Below are 14,293 nucleotides of genomic sequence, written 5' to 3' on the forward strand. Positions count from 1 at the left end.
GCGACGGTGGGGCCGCGACTCGCTCGAGCGTCCCGCCCGCATGCGTGGCTCAAAGTCTGTCGTCAGACAATTCAAGCTGGCCGCTTGAATCAATTCCGGGTCGTCCGGAATTGGCCGAAATCCCTCTGATTTGCCAATATTTCGGCCGGAAATAGGCTGCGCAGATCCCCGTTTTCATCCTTGTCACGGGAAAACCCTCATTTTTATCTCGTCGGTCGTCGTATTACTGTATCGATACACTAAATCGATACAGTGCGTCGCGAGGCGCAATCGCAAAGGAGACGGCCCATGAATACCTACACCCGGCGGCGCTTTCTGCAGACGGTGTCCGCCGCCACGCTCGCGGCTGCAGGCGGCTTGCCGGAAGCCGTGCGCGCGCAGCCGGTCGTGACGCTGCGTTGCTCGTCGTCGATGCCGGCTGACCAGAACGCCGCGCACTACGTGTGGTACGAGCGTCTTGCCGCAAACCTGAAGGCGAGTGTCGGCGACGCGATCCGGGTCGACTACTTCCCGAACAGCCAGCTCGGCAAGGAGAGCGATGTCGCGCAGCAGGTCAAGATCGGTGCGATCGACATGATGATCGCGGGTTCGTCGATCTGGGCGACGGTGGCGCCGGAACTCGGCATGCTGGATCTCGGTTATCTGTTCGACAGTTATGCGCATGTCGCGAAAGTGCTCGACGGCCCGGTCGGTGCAAGCCTGAACGCGCTGCTGCAAAAGCGCGCGGGCTGCTCGGTGCTGACCTGGGGCTCGCATTTCGGCGGGCGCTGCGTGTTCACGAAGCAGCCCGTGCTGGCGCTGCAGGGGCTGAAGGGCACGAAGCTTCGGGTGCTGCCGACGCCGGCGTTCATGGACACCTTCAAGGCGATGGGGGCGGTGCCGACACCGATTCCGTTCGGCGAGCTGTACATGGCCGTGCAGACGGGCGTTGTCGACGGGCTCGAGCACGATCCCGCCACGGTGCTCGCGAGCAAGTTCGACGAGGTGGTGAAATCGTGCTGGCAATCGCATCACGTGTTTGCCGCGATGACCGTGGTGATGGGGCGACGCGCGCTCGACCGGATTCCGGCGAACCTGCGCCCCGCGTTCGATCGCGCGGTGGCCGACGCAACCGTGCAGCAGCGCGCGATTGCCGCGCAGAAGGCCGACCAGGCCGAGCAGGCGCTGAAGCAGCACGGCATGAGCTTCCATCCGATGGCGGCAGCCGAACGCGCGGCGTTGCGGCAGACGATGCACGACCGGCTCTATACGGCATTCGCCACGCAGTATCCGGCGACCGCGCCGCTGTTTCCGGCGATTGCCGCCGTGCGGGGCTGAGCGATGGAGACCTGTTCCGTTTCGGGCGCCGCGGCGGCGCCTGGCGCCGGCCGTCCGGCACGCCGCGTCGCGCGTGTGCTGGACGCGATGCTGCGCGCGATCGAGTATGTGTCCGCGGTGGTGCTGGCTGTCGATGTGCTCGTCGTGTTCGTGTCGGTCGTGTGCCGTTATTTCCTGCACGACCCGCTCGACTGGACCGAAGAGGTCGCGAGTGCGCTGATGATCGTGCTGGTGTTTTTCGGCGCGGCGACGGTGCTCGGGCGCAGCCAGCACGTCGGCATCGACCTGTTTCGCGGCTGGTTCCCCGCGCGCTGGCAGGGCGCGCTCGTGCAGGTCGGCCACTGGATCGTCGCGGCCGTCTCGCTGAACCTGCTGGTGTCGTCGTGCCAGCTGCTGGCCGATTCGTACGACCAGTTGACGCCGGGCGGGCTGCCGGGCTGGATCAACGTGTACCCGATGATGTTCGGCGCGCTGTTCATGACCGTGTTCGCGCTTGCGAATGCGCTCGACGCGCCGCGCCGCCGGGTGGCCGGCACGCTCGCGTGCTGCACGGTATTCGCGGCCGCGCTGTACGGATGGAATGCACTGGTGCCGGCACACGCGATCGCGCCGGGCATGCTGCTGGCCGCCGGTTTCGTCGGCGGGCTCGTGCTGGGCGTGCCGATCGGTTTCGTGCTCGCGTTCTCGGCGCTGCTGTATTTCCTGGCCGACCCGACACTGCCGCTGCTCGTCTATTCGCAGCAGGTCATGGCCGGTGCCGATCACTTCGTGCTGCTCGCCGTGCCGTTCTTCGTGCTGGCCGGGCTGCTGATGGAATCGAACGGCATGTCCGCACGGCTCGTCGAACTGCTGCTGCGGATCTTCGGGCGCGTGCGCGGCGGGCTCGGGCTGATCGTGATTCTCGCGACGGCCTGCTTTTCCGGCGTGTCGGGCTCCAAGCTCGCCGACATCGCGGCAGTCGGCGGCGTCGTGATGCCGGCGGTGCGCCGTGCGCGCCAGGATCCCGACGAAACGGCGGCACTGCTCGCGTGCAGCGCGGTGATGGCCGAGACCATCCCGCCCTGCGTGAACATGATCATCATGGGCTTCGTCGCGAACATCTCGATTGCCGGCCTGTTCGTCGCGGGCATCGTGCCGGCTGCGGTGCTCGCCGCATCGCTCGCGGTGGTCACGGTGATCACCGGGCGCAGGATCGACGTCTCGGCGGTGTTCACGGAACGCCGCGCGTGGCTGCCGCTCGCGGGCGGCGCGCTGGTCGTGCTGGTGATGGTCGCGATGATCGGCAAGGGCGTGACGTCGGGGATCGCGACGTCGACGGAAGTCTCCGCGTTCGCGGTGGTCTATGCGCTCGTGGCGGGCTGGCTCGCGTTTCGCGAACTGACCTGGCGTACGGTCGGGCGCGTGTTCGTGCGCGCCGCGTCGATGGCTGGCGGCATCCTGTTCATCGTTGCCGCGGCGTCGAGTGTGTCGTTCGCACTGTCGATCGAGCAAATTCCGGCGCTGGTCTCGGGCACAATGACCGCGTTCGCCCACCAGTACGGCGCGACGATGTTCCTGCTGCTCGCGGCGCTCGTCATGGTCGTGTTCGGTGCGGTGCTCGAGGGTGCGCCGGCGCTGATCATCTTCGGGCCGCTGCTTGCGCCGATCGCGCTGCAGCTGGGCATCAACCCGCTGCATTTCGGCACGGTCGTGGTGGTGGCGATGGGGCTCGGCCTGTTCGCGCCGCCGGTAGGGCTCGGTCTGTTCACGACCTGCGCGATCACGGGCACCGACGTCCGGCACGTTGCGCGGCCGATGGTGAAATATCTGCTGGTGCTGGTCGCCGCCCTCGTGGCGCTGATTCTCGTGCCGGCGTTTTCGTTGTGGCTGCCGGCCCGTTTCGGCCTGTAGCCGCCTTTTACAGCAAGACGACATGAGTACGATTCAGGACGTGGCCCGTCATGCGGCCGTATCGGTCAGCACGGTTTCGAACGTGCTCAACGGCCGCACCGACCAGATGAAGCAGGAAACGCTCGAACGCGTGAAGGCCGCGATGGAAGTGCTGCAGTACCGGCCCAGCACGCTGGCGCGCCAGCTCAAGACGGGGCAGACGCCGCTCGTCGGGCTGCTGGTGCCGTCGATGGCGAACCCGATGTACGGCTACATCGCGCGCGAAGTCGAGGCCTGCGCGCAGGAACGGTACGGTCATCGCGTGCTGATCGGCAATACGTATCGCGATGCGAAGAAAGAGGCGTCGTTCTTCGACGACCTGTTCGCGCATGGCGTGCGGCGCGTGATCGTGATCTCGTCGCTGGCCGACGAAAGCCACCTCGAGCGCGCGGCCGAGCGCGGGATGACGGTCGTGAGCTACGACCGGCGCGCGACGCCCGGCGAGCTGTCGAAGGTTGAACACGTCACGGCCGACAACGAGGCCGCCGCGCGGCTCGCGACGCGTTGCCTCGTCGATGCGGGACACCGGCGGCTCGCGTTCGCGACGGTCGCCGGCATGACCGTGAGCCGCAGCGACAAGATCCGCGGCTTTCTCGAAACGGCGCGCGATGCGGGCATCGAGGCCCACGCACAGGTGCTCGACGGCGGCCCCGCGAACGAGTACGGCGACGCGGTGATCGTCGACGTGGGGCGCGCGCTGGGCGTCGCGCTTGCCGCCGATCCGGCGCGGCCGACCGGCATCGTCGCGGTCAACGACCTGTTCGCGCTTGGCCTGATGGCCGGGTTGCGTGACGGCGGCCTGCGCGTGCCGGACGACGTGTCGGTCGTCGGGATGGACGGTCACTTCCTGTCGGCGATTTCGAATCCGGCGCTGACCACGGTGCAACTGCCCGTTACCGAGATGGCCGAGGACATGGTGCGGCGCGTGATGCGGTCGGACGGCGACACGCCACTGGCGCCCGAGTCGCACGTGTTCTCCGGGGTGACCCTCATCGAGCGCGCATCGGTCGCGTCGCCGCCGCCGGCGGACCACGCGCAAGGAGGGGCGGCATGACACGTGTCTTCGTCACGCATCCGTCGGGGATGCTCGACCGCTATTTCGGCGCGAAGGCGATGCGCGCGCTACAGGCGATCGCGGACGTCACGTGCAACCCGCTCGATCGCGAGCTGGACACGGACGAACTGGTCGCGGCCGCGCAGGGTTGCGATGCGATGATCGCGTACCGGCAGACGCCCGCGCCGCATGCGCTGTTCGCCGGGCTACCCGCACTGGCGGCGTTCCTGCGCTGCGCGGTCGATATCCGCACCGTCGATGTCGACGCGGCGAGCGCGTTCGGCGTGCTGGTCACGCAGGCGAGCCCCGGCTTTGCGCCGGCGGTCGCCGAGTGGGTGATCGGCGCGATGATCGATCTCGCGCGCGGTATCGGCCGTTATGCATCGGACTACCACCGCGGGATGCCGCCCGTGCCGCAGATGGGGCGCGAATTGCGCGGCAGCACGCTCGGCCTGATCGGTTACGGACAGATCGCGCGCCACCTTGCGCCGATTGCGACGGCGCTCGGGATGCGCGTGCTCGTCAGTGATCCCTACGTGCGCGTCGACGCGCCGATGCTTGAGCAGGTCGACTTCGCGGCGCTGTTGCAGGCCGCCGATTTCGTCGTGTGCCTCGCGCCGGCGACGCCGGCCACCGCGAACCTGATCGATGCGGGCGCGTTCGCAGCCATGAAGCGGGGCGCGTATTTCATCAATGCTTCGCGCGGCGAACTGGTCGACGAGCAGGCGCTGTCCGAGGCGCTCGACACCGGCCGGCTCGCGGGCAGTGCCCTCGACGTCGGGCGCGCGGCGGACCAGATGCCGACGCCCGCGCTCGCCGCCCATCCGCGCGTGATCGCGACGCCGCATGTCGGTGGCCTGACGCTGCCCGCGGTCGAGCACCAGGCGCTCGAGACGGTCGATCAGCTCACCGCACTGCTCGACGGAAACATGCCGCGCGGCGCCGTCAACGCCGCGCACGCAACGCGTCTGGAGCGCTGGCGCACGGCAGGGGCAGATGCTGGACCGGGCGCGCGATGAGACCCGACGCGCCCACCGGTCGGCCGGCCCACGCGTGCGATTGCCACATCCACATCTATGACGATGCCTATCCGCTCGCGCCGACGGCGACGTTCCGTCCGCCGCACGCGCCGGTGGATGCGTATCGCCGGGTGCAGCAGACGCTCGGCCTTGCCCGCGTCGTGATCGTGCAGCCGACCGGCTATGGGGTCGACAACCGTTGCCTGCTCGACGCGCTGGCTGCATTCGGCCAGCAGGCGCGCGGCGTCGCGACGTTGCCGGTCGACGTGCCGGATGCCGAGCTGGCGCGGTTGCACGCGGCGGGCGTGCGCGGCGTCCGGTTCATGATGTTGGCGGGCGGCCTGGCGCGGTGGGACGAACTGGAGCGGATGGCCGCGCGGATCGCGCCGCTTGGCTGGCACGTCGACCTGCAGCTCGACGGCCGCACGCTGCCCGAGGTCGTGCCGTTGCTGTCCGCGCTACAGGCGCGTGTCGTGATCGATCACACGGGCAAGTTCCTGACGCCCGTCGCGCCGGATGCGCCCGAGTTTCTCGCGCTGCGGCGCCTGCTCGACCGTGGCCACGCATGGGTGAAGCTGTCCGCGCCGTACGAGACGTCGCGCTCGGGCGCGCCCGGTTACGACGATGTCGCGCGTCTCGCCGCCGTTTTGGCGCGTCACCATTCGGCGCGGTGCGTATGGGGCAGCAACTGGCCGCACCCGAACGCGTCGCCGGTGCCCGACGACCTGCGCCTGCTCGGCTGGCTGGACGACTGCACGGCGGACGATGCGGTGAGCCGCGCGATTCTGGTCGACAACCCGGCCGTACTTTACGGATTCTGAGTCGGCTGCAAGGACGAGGCCGAGCGTGACAAGCTTTCAATCCGGAAGCATGTCACATTCGATGCCAAGCAATCCTGACCGAGCACGACAGGTCGCAGTCCTGCGAATCCTTACCGTGCTGAAAGCTGAGTCGCCGAGGATGTTCCAACGGAGGAACGCAGCACTTCGCTGCACTGCGACAACTGCTTGACGCTGCATGCCGGTCGGCGCAGGATACGTCCGTGCATTTGGAGCGGGACGCGCCGGCCGCGCGGTTCCTGCACCCGCGATACGCAAAAGAACAACGATGAGCCTTTACGCACTCGTACCGGAATACCGGCCCCGCGATTGTCGGCCCGCCGGAACAACGCTTCACCCGACGCCTGTCGCGTCACGTATCCGTCATCCCGTTTCGTACCGTGCATCGGTACACTTTCCCGTCCGCGCGAGCGCCGCGGCGACGAACGGCGCCCGTCCGGCGCGCCGCATCGCAGCGCCGTCTGTCGCTCCCCATCACCGCATCCTGAACGGCGCCTACACCGGCGTCTCGTGACGTCCGTCGCGCCCATCCTTGCATTGCGCCGCCGGCTTGCCTGATTGCCTGGCGGCACCGAAGTCCGAAGCATTTTGATTGAGCTTGAAAAAAAGCTAACGCAAGCAGTTCGGTTCGAGGTTCAAGGAGAAAAACTCATGTCGCAGCTTTCGAATGAAGAAGCAAACGGCAGTTCGGGGAGTGGCAAGGTCAAGCTGATCAAGTGGGCGATCATCGTCGCCGGCGTCGCGATCGCGGCACCGGCGGCGCTGTTCATCCTGAAAGGGGTGATCGCGCTGGTCACGGCGGGCGTGATCGGCCTCGGCGCGATCTATTTCGCGCCGGTCGTTGCAATGAAGTTCGCGAACCAGAAGGTGAAGATGATCGTCCAGGAGGCGCAGGCCAATCCGATCGAGACGCTGATCAACCAGCTCGCGGAAAAGCGCCAGGCGGCCCAGAAGTTCGCGGACAGCATCACCGCATTCCGCACCGAGGTGAAGAACTTCGAAAGCAAGACGGAACTGTTCGAGAAGCAGTATCCGGACGACGCGCCACGCTTCCGGCAGCAGCTCGACACGATGAAGCAGTTGCTGTCGTTTCGCGAGGGGCGTTACAAGCAGGTGCAGGCCGAACTGAAGAACTTCGCATCGGCGATCGACCGCGCGAAGGCGATGTGGGACATGTCGCAGGCCGCGCAGCAGATGAACAAGCTCGCGGGCAAGCAGGCGTCCGATACGTTCGAGCAGATCAAGACCGACGTGGCCGTCGATTCGGTGATGCGTTCGGTCAACAAGGCGTTCTCCGAAATGGAGACGTCGCTGATGGATAACCCCGAGGTCAAGCAGGCGCAGCAGCAGGCGGTGATGAACGCGCCGCACGCGCCCGGGCTCGATGCGACGAACCCCGCGCAACTGCCGTCGAAACAACAATAACTTCCTGCAGGCTCGCAACCATGAAAAAACTTCTTGGCGCCATCGCATTCCTGGTCGTGCTCGTCGGCGTATGGATCGTGCATCAGGGCGGCCTGTCGACGCTGATTCCCGCGCATGACGCGGCCCCGGGCTCGACGTCCGCGCAAAGTGGCGACACCGGGCAGTCCGCGCAGACATCGCCGTCGTCCAACGTACTGCCGGCCGGCTTCACGCCGCAGGCCAGCACGCTGAAATCGATTGCCGAAAACGGCATCGTGCGGATCTCCGTGCAGAACCCGAGCGAACCGTTCTTCGGCGAGGACAAGGGCGCGCCGCACGGCTTCAACGTCGAGTTCGCGCGGCTGCTGTTCGCGGATCCGTCGTTCTCGCACGGCGGCAAGCCGGTGGCCGTCGATACGCGTCACGAGGTCGACACCTATCCGGGCGTGCCGAAGCAGCTGCTCGATACGGACGCGAAGGGGAACCACGTGGTCGACGTGGCGATGGACGGGCTGACGTTCCCGGACAACACGCCGTCGGGTGTGGTCTATTCGGTGCCGTACGTCGACGATTTCGGCTACTCGCTGATCGTGCGGCAAGGCTCCGCGATCCGCTCGACCGACGATCTCGCGGGCAAGACGGTCGGCATCCTGAAGGGCGACCCGGACGTGCGCGCGTTCGTCACGCGCCAGTATCCGAACGTGAAGTTCGTCGAGGTCGACGATTCCGATCCGGCGTTCATCGCGAAGAGCATCGACGGTCATACGGTCGACGCGTTCATCTACGACTATCCGTTCGCGGTCAGCTCGATCAAGGACACCGACCTGAAGTTCGCGGTGACCAAGCTCGACGGCTCGAACATCGCGTACAAGATCGGCGTGCGCGCGGACGACCAGGATCTGCTGATCTACCTGAATGCCGCGATCGCGAAGCTCAAGCAGTCGCCGCAGTATCTCGACCTGCTGCGCAAGTACTTCGTCAGCGACCAGGCGGTGACGACTGCGGCCGCGTCGGGCGAACACACGTATGTGGTGAAGGCGGGCGACACGCTGAACATGATCGCGGCGAGCAAGCTCGGCAGCGGCCAGCGTTATCGCGAGATTCAACGCCGGAACAACCTCGCCAATCCGAACCTGATCCTGGCGGGCCAGCACCTCGTGATTCCGGTGCGGTAACGGCGGCGTGACGTGAACGAAGGAAGTTGAAGCGACGTGAAAGACTGCGCACGGCCCGGCGGAGGTGATTCGCCGGGCCGTGCGCTTTTTTGCGTCAGTGCGTGATCGACAGGAACAGGTAAGCGGCGAACAGCGACAGGTGCACGACGCCGTGCAGCACCGTCGTGCGCCCCTGGCTGAGCGTCAGCGTGCTGACCAGCAGGGTGAGCGCCAGCAGCACGGTTTCCATCGGACCGATGCCGAGCGTGAGCGGCTGGCCGACCCAGATGAACACGGCCGCGACGGTCGGGATCGTGAGCCCGATACTCGCGAGCGCCGAACCGAGCGCGAGGTTCATGCTGGTCTGCAGGCGATTCGCGCGCGCGGCGGTAACGGCCGCGAGCGCTTCCGGCAGCAGCACGAGCGCGGCGATCACGATACCGACCGCGGCCTCGGGCGCACCGAGCTTCATCACCGCATGCTCGACGGCCGGTGACAGCAGCTTCGCGAGCAGCACGACCGAGATGAGACTCACGAACAGCAGCACCAGGCGGATCAGCGCAGTGCGGTTGCTCGGCGCCGCCGCGTGCACCGCCTCGTTCGCGCTGTCGTGCGCGGCGAGGAAGTAGTCGCGATGGCGCACGGTCTGCACGAACACGAATGCGCCGTACAGCACGAGCGACGACACGCCGGCGAACGCGAGCTGCGATTTCGAGAAGAACGGGCCCGGTGCGGCGTTCAGGTAGTTCGGCATCACGAGCGACAGCACCGACAGCGACGCCAGTACCGCGAGCGCCTTGCTGGCGCCACGGCCCTGGAAGTCCTGTTCGCCGTGCTTCCACGCGCCGACCAGCAGGCAGATACCGACGATGCCGTTGCAGATGATCATCACGGCGGCGAACACGGTGTCGCGCGCGAGGCCCGATTTCTCCGGGCCCGCGCCGAGCATCACCGACACGATCAGCGCGACTTCGATGACGGTCACGGCGACCGCGAGCACGAGCGTGCCGAACGGCTCGCCGACGCGGTGCGCGACGACTTCGGCATGGTGGACGGCGGCGAACACGGCGCCGGCGAGTGCGGCGGCGAACACCGCGATGAGGAGGCCTTCGGCCGGCACGACGCGCGACAGCGCGAGGACCAGCCATGCGGCAAGCGGGGCCACGAGGGTCCAGCGCGGGAGCTGGTTGGACGAGAGCGGCATGGGGGTTTCCTTATGCGAGTGGCGGCGCGCGACGCGCCGTCACGGGTTGACGAAGCCCGGCCGTACTATCCGCCGAACGAGGATGATGGAACCGAAAGGGGGCGGCACGCAACGGTGCTGCCCTGGATTCGCCGCCGTGAGGCAGCGAGGGGCGCGGGCGGGCCGAAGCCCGTCGCTGGATGAAACGGTTCGATGCGGCTGGCCGCGGACGGCGAGGCGAGCACGTGTGACGACGCTCGGGCCGGAGGCTCGGTTCCGACCCCGGAAGGGCGGCCGGCGATGGACGGCGGTGGCAGCGTGACACGCGGTTTCCCCCTGAAATCCGGCGGTTTGTCGAATTTTATCAGGCGTTCGGGGGTCACTATCTCATATTCGAACGCTTTCATTGACCTTTCGGTTTACAAAAAGTGCCCCGACCTTTCAATTTTTTTGTCTTTGCAGTTTCCGTAACGGTCTCTTGCACGACAAATTCGGGCTCGCCCTGACATAAATATACCGACCGGTCGGTTTATAATCGCTCGCACTTCCACTTCATGACGGATCGCAAGCGATGGCTGTTTCTTCTGCACATTCGGTGAACTCGGGCGCGCTGGCGCCGTCGGTCGTCGTCGGCGTGATCGGTGCCGGCGCGATGGGCGCGGGCATTGCGCAGGTCGCGGCGGCGGCCGGCCATACGGTGCTGCTGTACGACCTGAACGAAGCCGCCTGCGACAAGGCGCTGGCCGGCATCCGCGCGCAGTTCGCGCGGCTCGCGGAGAAGGGCCGGCTCGAACCGGCCCAGGCCGATGCGGCCGGCGCCCGGATTCGCGCGGTGCGTGAACTGGCCGATTTCGCGGGCGCCGCACTGATCGTCGAGGCGGCGGCCGAGCGGCTCGACGTGAAGCGCGAGATCTTCGCGACCCTTGAGCGCCATGTCGACGACGCGTGCCTGCTGGCCACCAACACGTCGTCGATCTCGATCACGTCGATCGCGGCCGGGCTGCGCGTGCCGCAGCGCGTCGCCGGCCTGCATTTCTTCAACCCGGCGCCGCTGATGGCGCTCGTCGAGGTGGTGAGCGGGCTCGCGACCGCGCCCGAGGTCGCGCAGGTGCTATATGCCACCGCCGCCGCATGGGGCAAGCGGCCCGTGATGGCGAAATCGACGCCGGGCTTCATCGTGAACCGCGTCGCGCGGCCGTATTACGCGGAGGCGCTGCGCGTGCTGAACGAGCAGGGCGGCGCGCCGGCATCGATCGACGCGGTAATGCGCGAGGCCGGCGGCTTCCGGATGGGGCCGTTCGAGCTGATGGACCTGATCGGCCACGACGTGAACTTCGCGGTGACCGAATCGGTGTTCCGCGCGTACTTCAACGATCCGCGCTACACGCCGTCGCTGATCCAGCAGGAGCTCGTGAACGCGGGCTTCCTCGGGCGCAAGTCGGGTCGCGGCTTCTATTCGTATGCGGATGGCGCGACGCCGCCCGCGCCCGAGCTCGAAGCGCCGCGCGATGCGCCGGCCGACGTCGCCCTGTTTGTGGAGGACGGTCCGGCCGCCGCGCTGCATGCGCGCTTCGCCGAACGTATTCCGGGCGCCCGGCAGGCCGGCGCGCATGCCGACGACCTGCTCGCGACGGCCGGCCGTGCATCGATCGCGCTGACCGACGGCCGCACCGCGACCGCGCGTGCCGCGCAGACGGGCGTCGCCGATCTCGTGCTGGTCGACCTTGCACGCGATTACGCACAGGCCGGGCTCGTTGCGCTGACGCGCGCGCTCCAGTGCAGCGATGCGGCCTATGCGGACGCGGTCGGCCAGTTCCAGCAGGCGGGCTTCCGCGTCGTCGGCGTCGCGGACGTGCCGGGCATGGTCGCGATGCGCACCGTCGCGATGCTCGCGAACGAGGCGGCCGACACGGTGAACCAAGGCGTGTGCTCGCCCGCCGATCTCGATCTGGCGATGGAGAAGGGCGTGAACTACCCGTGCGGCCCGCTCGCGTGGGCCGATGCGATCGGCATCGGCCGCGTGCATCGCGTGCTGTCGAACCTGGCGGCGAGCTACGGCGAGGACCGCTATCGCGTGTCGCCGCTCATCGCCGCGCTGCATGCGGCCGGCCGCACGTTTCGCTCGTAGCCGTCGCCCCCGTTACTTCGAACACGATAACGACATCACTCCATTGGAGGAGCACCCCGATGACTCACCCGACGCATCCCGCCGCCGCCCTCGAGCCGATCGAGACCGCCAGCCGTGACGAACTTCAGGCGCTGCAGCTCGAGCGCCTCAAGTGGTCGCTGCGCCACGCATACGACAACGTCCCGCACTATCGCCGCACGTTCGATGCGGCGGGCGTGCATCCGGACGACCTGAAGTCGCTCGCCGATCTCGCGAAATTCCCGTTCTCGACCAAGAACGACTTGCGCGACAACTATCCGTTCGGGCTGTTCGCGGTGCCGCGCGAGCAGGTCGTGCGCGTGCACGCGTCGAGCGGCACGACGGGCAAGCCGACGGTGGTCGGCTACACCGCGCGCGACATCGATACGTGGGCGAACGTGACCGCGCGCTCGATCCGTGCGGCCGGCGGCCGCCCCGGCGACACGCTGCACAACGCGTTCGGCTACGGGCTCTTCACCGGCGGCCTCGGGATTCATTACGGCGCGGAGCGGCTCGGTTGCATGGTCGTGCCGATGTCGGGCGGGCAGACCGAGAAGCAGGTGCAGCTGATCCGCGATTTCGAGCCGAAGATCATCCTCGTCACGCCGTCGTACATGCTGAACCTGATCGACGAGATGGTGCGGCAGGGGATGGATCCGGCCGAGTCGTCGCTGAAGATCGGCATCTTCGGCGCGGAGCCGTGGACGCAGGCGTTGCGCGAGGAAGTCGAGACGCGCGTGGGCATCGACGCGCTCGACATCTACGGGCTGTCGGAAGTGATGGGCCCGGGCGTCGCGTGCGAATGCGTGGAGACGAAAGACGGCCCGGTGATCTGGGAAGACCACTTCTACCCGGAGATCATCGATCCGGTCACGGGCGAAGTGTTGCCCGACGGCAGCCAGGGCGAGCTCGTGTTCACGTCGCTGACGAAGGAAGCGATGCCGGTGATCCGCTACCGCACGCGAGACCTCACCGCGCTGCTGCCGCCGACTGCGCGCGCGATGCGCCGTCTCGCGAAGATCACGGGCCGCTCCGACGACATGCTGATCGTGCGCGGCGTGAACGTGTTCCCGAGCCAGATCGAGGAGATCGTCGTCGCGCTGCCGCAGTTGTCGGGCCAGTTCCAGATCACGCTGTCGCGCGACGGTCACATGGACCGGCTCGATCTCGCGGTCGAGCTGCGCTCCGAAGCGGCCGCGTCCGTCAGCGACAGCGATCGCGCGGCGCTCGCGCGCGAGCTGCAGCACCGGATCAAGACGATGGTCGGCGTGTCGTCCGGCGTGACGGTGCTGGCGGCGGGCGGCATTCCCGCGACCGCGACCGGCAAGGCCCGGCGCGTGATCGACCGCCGCCAGGCTGCGTAATTCCCCTGTTTGCGGTTCTACCCGAGGAAACCTGTTCGATGGATGGATTGAAGACCCTGGCCGTCACGGTCGATGCGCGCGGCATCGCAACCGTCGCGCTGCAGCGTGGCGACGTGCTCAACGCGTTCGACGAGACAATGATCGCCGAACTGACCGACGCGTTCACCACGCTCGGCCAGCGCGACGACGTGCGCGCGATCGTGCTGCGTTCGGAGGGCCGCGCGTTCTGCGCCGGTGCCGACCTGCAGTGGATGCAGCGCGCGAGTGCGAACGACGCGGCCGCGAACCTGCGCGATGCGGAGCGGTTCGCCGCGATGATGCGCGCGATCCGGCAATGCCCGAAACCGACGGTGGCGCGCGTGCAGGGCCATGCGTTCGGCGGCGGCGTCGGCCTGTGCGCGGCGTGCGACATCGTGATCGCAAGCGATCACGCGCGCTTCTCGGTCAGCGAGGCACGCTTCGGGATCCTGCCGGCCGTGATCGGCCCGTACCTGGTCGAGGCGGTCGGCCAGCGCCAGGCGCGCCGGCTCGCGCTGACGGCGACCCAGCTCGCCGCGGGCGAAGCGGTCGCGATCGGCCTGATCCACCAGGCCGTGCCGCTCGATTCGCTCGACGAAGCACTCGACAAGACGCTTGCCGAACTCGGCCGCAATGGCCCGAACGCGCTGATGGAGATCAAGCGCTTCTTCGATGCGATCGGCGAGTATCCGCCGTCGGACGAGCGCGCGGCGTTCACCGCGCAGACGATCTCCCGCGTGCGGGCGACGCCGGAAGCGAAGGAGGGCTTCACTGCGTTCTTCGCGAAGCGGCCGCCGGCATGGGAGGCGAGCGCCGAGTAAGGGGAAACCGCAGGGAAACCGCGGGGAAACCAAGGGGAAACGGCG

General features: G+C 67.6%; 11 protein-coding genes. 10 read left to right on the forward strand and 1 reads right to left on the reverse strand.

Annotated elements, in window-relative coordinates; genetic code table 11:
* Positions 1-288 precede the first annotated feature (288 nt).
* The 7 genes from BCEP18194_RS29325 to BCEP18194_RS29355 all read left to right on the forward strand — a co-directional run bounded on the left by BCEP18194_RS29325 (position 289) and on the right by BCEP18194_RS29355 (position 8,737).
* On the forward strand, positions 289-1,317 hold the full coding sequence (locus BCEP18194_RS29325; protein WP_011354913.1) for a TRAP transporter substrate-binding protein: 1,029 nt from the start codon (positions 289-291) through the stop codon (positions 1,315-1,317).
* A gap of 3 nt (positions 1,318-1,320) precedes the next feature.
* Entirely contained in the window at positions 1,321-3,207 is a 1,887-nt protein-coding gene (locus BCEP18194_RS29330; protein WP_011354914.1) for a TRAP transporter large permease subunit, read from the forward strand.
* A gap of 22 nt (positions 3,208-3,229) precedes the next feature.
* On the forward strand, positions 3,230-4,300 hold the full coding sequence (locus tag BCEP18194_RS29335) for a LacI family DNA-binding transcriptional regulator (RefSeq protein ID WP_011354915.1): 1,071 nt from the start codon (positions 3,230-3,232) through the stop codon (positions 4,298-4,300).
* Positions 4,297-5,319: a hydroxyacid dehydrogenase gene (locus tag BCEP18194_RS29340; protein WP_011354916.1), complete on the forward strand. Its 1,023-nt coding sequence runs from the start codon at positions 4,297-4,299 to the stop codon at positions 5,317-5,319. The genes BCEP18194_RS29335 and BCEP18194_RS29340 overlap by 4 nt, the downstream gene beginning before the upstream one ends.
* Complete coding sequence (locus BCEP18194_RS29345) at positions 5,316-6,140, forward strand: amidohydrolase family protein (RefSeq protein ID WP_011354917.1); 825 nt, start codon at positions 5,316-5,318, stop codon at positions 6,138-6,140. The genes BCEP18194_RS29340 and BCEP18194_RS29345 overlap by 4 nt, the downstream gene beginning before the upstream one ends.
* A 669-nt stretch (positions 6,141-6,809) precedes the next feature.
* Positions 6,810-7,583: a hypothetical protein gene (locus BCEP18194_RS29350; protein ID WP_011354918.1), complete on the forward strand. Its 774-nt coding sequence runs from the start codon at positions 6,810-6,812 to the stop codon at positions 7,581-7,583.
* A 20-nt stretch (positions 7,584-7,603) separates the two neighbouring features.
* Positions 7,604-8,737, forward strand: a complete 1,134-nt coding sequence (locus tag BCEP18194_RS29355) for a transporter substrate-binding and LysM peptidoglycan-binding domain-containing protein (protein WP_011354919.1) — start codon at positions 7,604-7,606, stop codon at positions 8,735-8,737.
* A 94-nt stretch (positions 8,738-8,831) separates the two neighbouring features.
* Here the strand turns inward: BCEP18194_RS29355 and BCEP18194_RS29360 are convergent, their stop codons facing one another.
* A complete protein-coding gene (locus tag BCEP18194_RS29360) occupies positions 8,832-9,920 on the reverse strand; it encodes a calcium:proton antiporter (protein ID WP_011354920.1) in 1,089 nt (362 codons plus the stop codon).
* Between the two features lie 550 nt (positions 9,921-10,470).
* On the opposite strand from BCEP18194_RS29360, the gene BCEP18194_RS29365 reads away from it, so the two are divergent.
* From BCEP18194_RS29365 to BCEP18194_RS29375, 3 genes are read left to right on the forward strand one after another with little or no spacing between them, the layout of a single operon-like run.
* Entirely contained in the window at positions 10,471-12,027 is a 1,557-nt protein-coding gene (locus BCEP18194_RS29365; RefSeq protein ID WP_011354921.1) for a 3-hydroxyacyl-CoA dehydrogenase, read from the forward strand.
* A gap of 59 nt (positions 12,028-12,086) precedes the next feature.
* On the forward strand, positions 12,087-13,409 hold the full coding sequence (paaK, locus tag BCEP18194_RS29370; RefSeq protein ID WP_011354922.1) for a phenylacetate--CoA ligase PaaK: 1,323 nt from the start codon (positions 12,087-12,089) through the stop codon (positions 13,407-13,409).
* Positions 13,410-13,447: 38 nt separating this feature from the next.
* On the forward strand, positions 13,448-14,248 hold the full coding sequence (locus tag BCEP18194_RS29375; protein ID WP_011354923.1) for an enoyl-CoA hydratase-related protein: 801 nt from the start codon (positions 13,448-13,450) through the stop codon (positions 14,246-14,248).
* The last annotated feature ends 45 nt before the right edge of the window (positions 14,249-14,293 follow it).

Source organism: Burkholderia lata, from assembly GCF_000012945.1.
Lineage (GTDB): Bacteria > Pseudomonadota > Gammaproteobacteria > Burkholderiales > Burkholderiaceae > Burkholderia > Burkholderia lata.

What these genes read in the sequence shown, in the direction of transcription:
- BCEP18194_RS29325 (WP_011354913.1), top strand. Translation starts at nt 289, where the DNA reads ATGAATACCTACACCCGGCGGCGCTTTCTGCAGACGGTGTCCGCCGCC.
- BCEP18194_RS29330 (WP_011354914.1), top strand. Translation starts at nt 1,321, where the DNA reads ATGGAGACCTGTTCCGTTTCGGGCGCCGCGGCGGCGCCTGGCGCCGGC.
- BCEP18194_RS29335 (WP_011354915.1), top strand. Translation starts at nt 3,230, where the DNA reads ATGAGTACGATTCAGGACGTGGCCCGTCATGCGGCCGTATCGGTCAGC.
- BCEP18194_RS29340 (WP_011354916.1), top strand. Translation starts at nt 4,297, where the DNA reads ATGACACGTGTCTTCGTCACGCATCCGTCGGGGATGCTCGACCGCTAT.
- BCEP18194_RS29345 (WP_011354917.1), top strand. Translation starts at nt 5,316, where the DNA reads ATGAGACCCGACGCGCCCACCGGTCGGCCGGCCCACGCGTGCGATTGC.
- BCEP18194_RS29350 (WP_011354918.1), top strand. Translation starts at nt 6,810, where the DNA reads ATGTCGCAGCTTTCGAATGAAGAAGCAAACGGCAGTTCGGGGAGTGGC.
- BCEP18194_RS29355 (WP_011354919.1), top strand. Translation starts at nt 7,604, where the DNA reads ATGAAAAAACTTCTTGGCGCCATCGCATTCCTGGTCGTGCTCGTCGGC.
- BCEP18194_RS29360 (WP_011354920.1), bottom strand. Translation starts at nt 9,920, where the DNA reads ATGCCGCTCTCGTCCAACCAGCTCCCGCGCTGGACCCTCGTGGCCCCG.
- BCEP18194_RS29365 (WP_011354921.1), top strand. Translation starts at nt 10,471, where the DNA reads ATGGCTGTTTCTTCTGCACATTCGGTGAACTCGGGCGCGCTGGCGCCG.
- paaK (WP_011354922.1), top strand. Translation starts at nt 12,087, where the DNA reads ATGACTCACCCGACGCATCCCGCCGCCGCCCTCGAGCCGATCGAGACC.
- BCEP18194_RS29375 (WP_011354923.1), top strand. Translation starts at nt 13,448, where the DNA reads ATGGATGGATTGAAGACCCTGGCCGTCACGGTCGATGCGCGCGGCATC.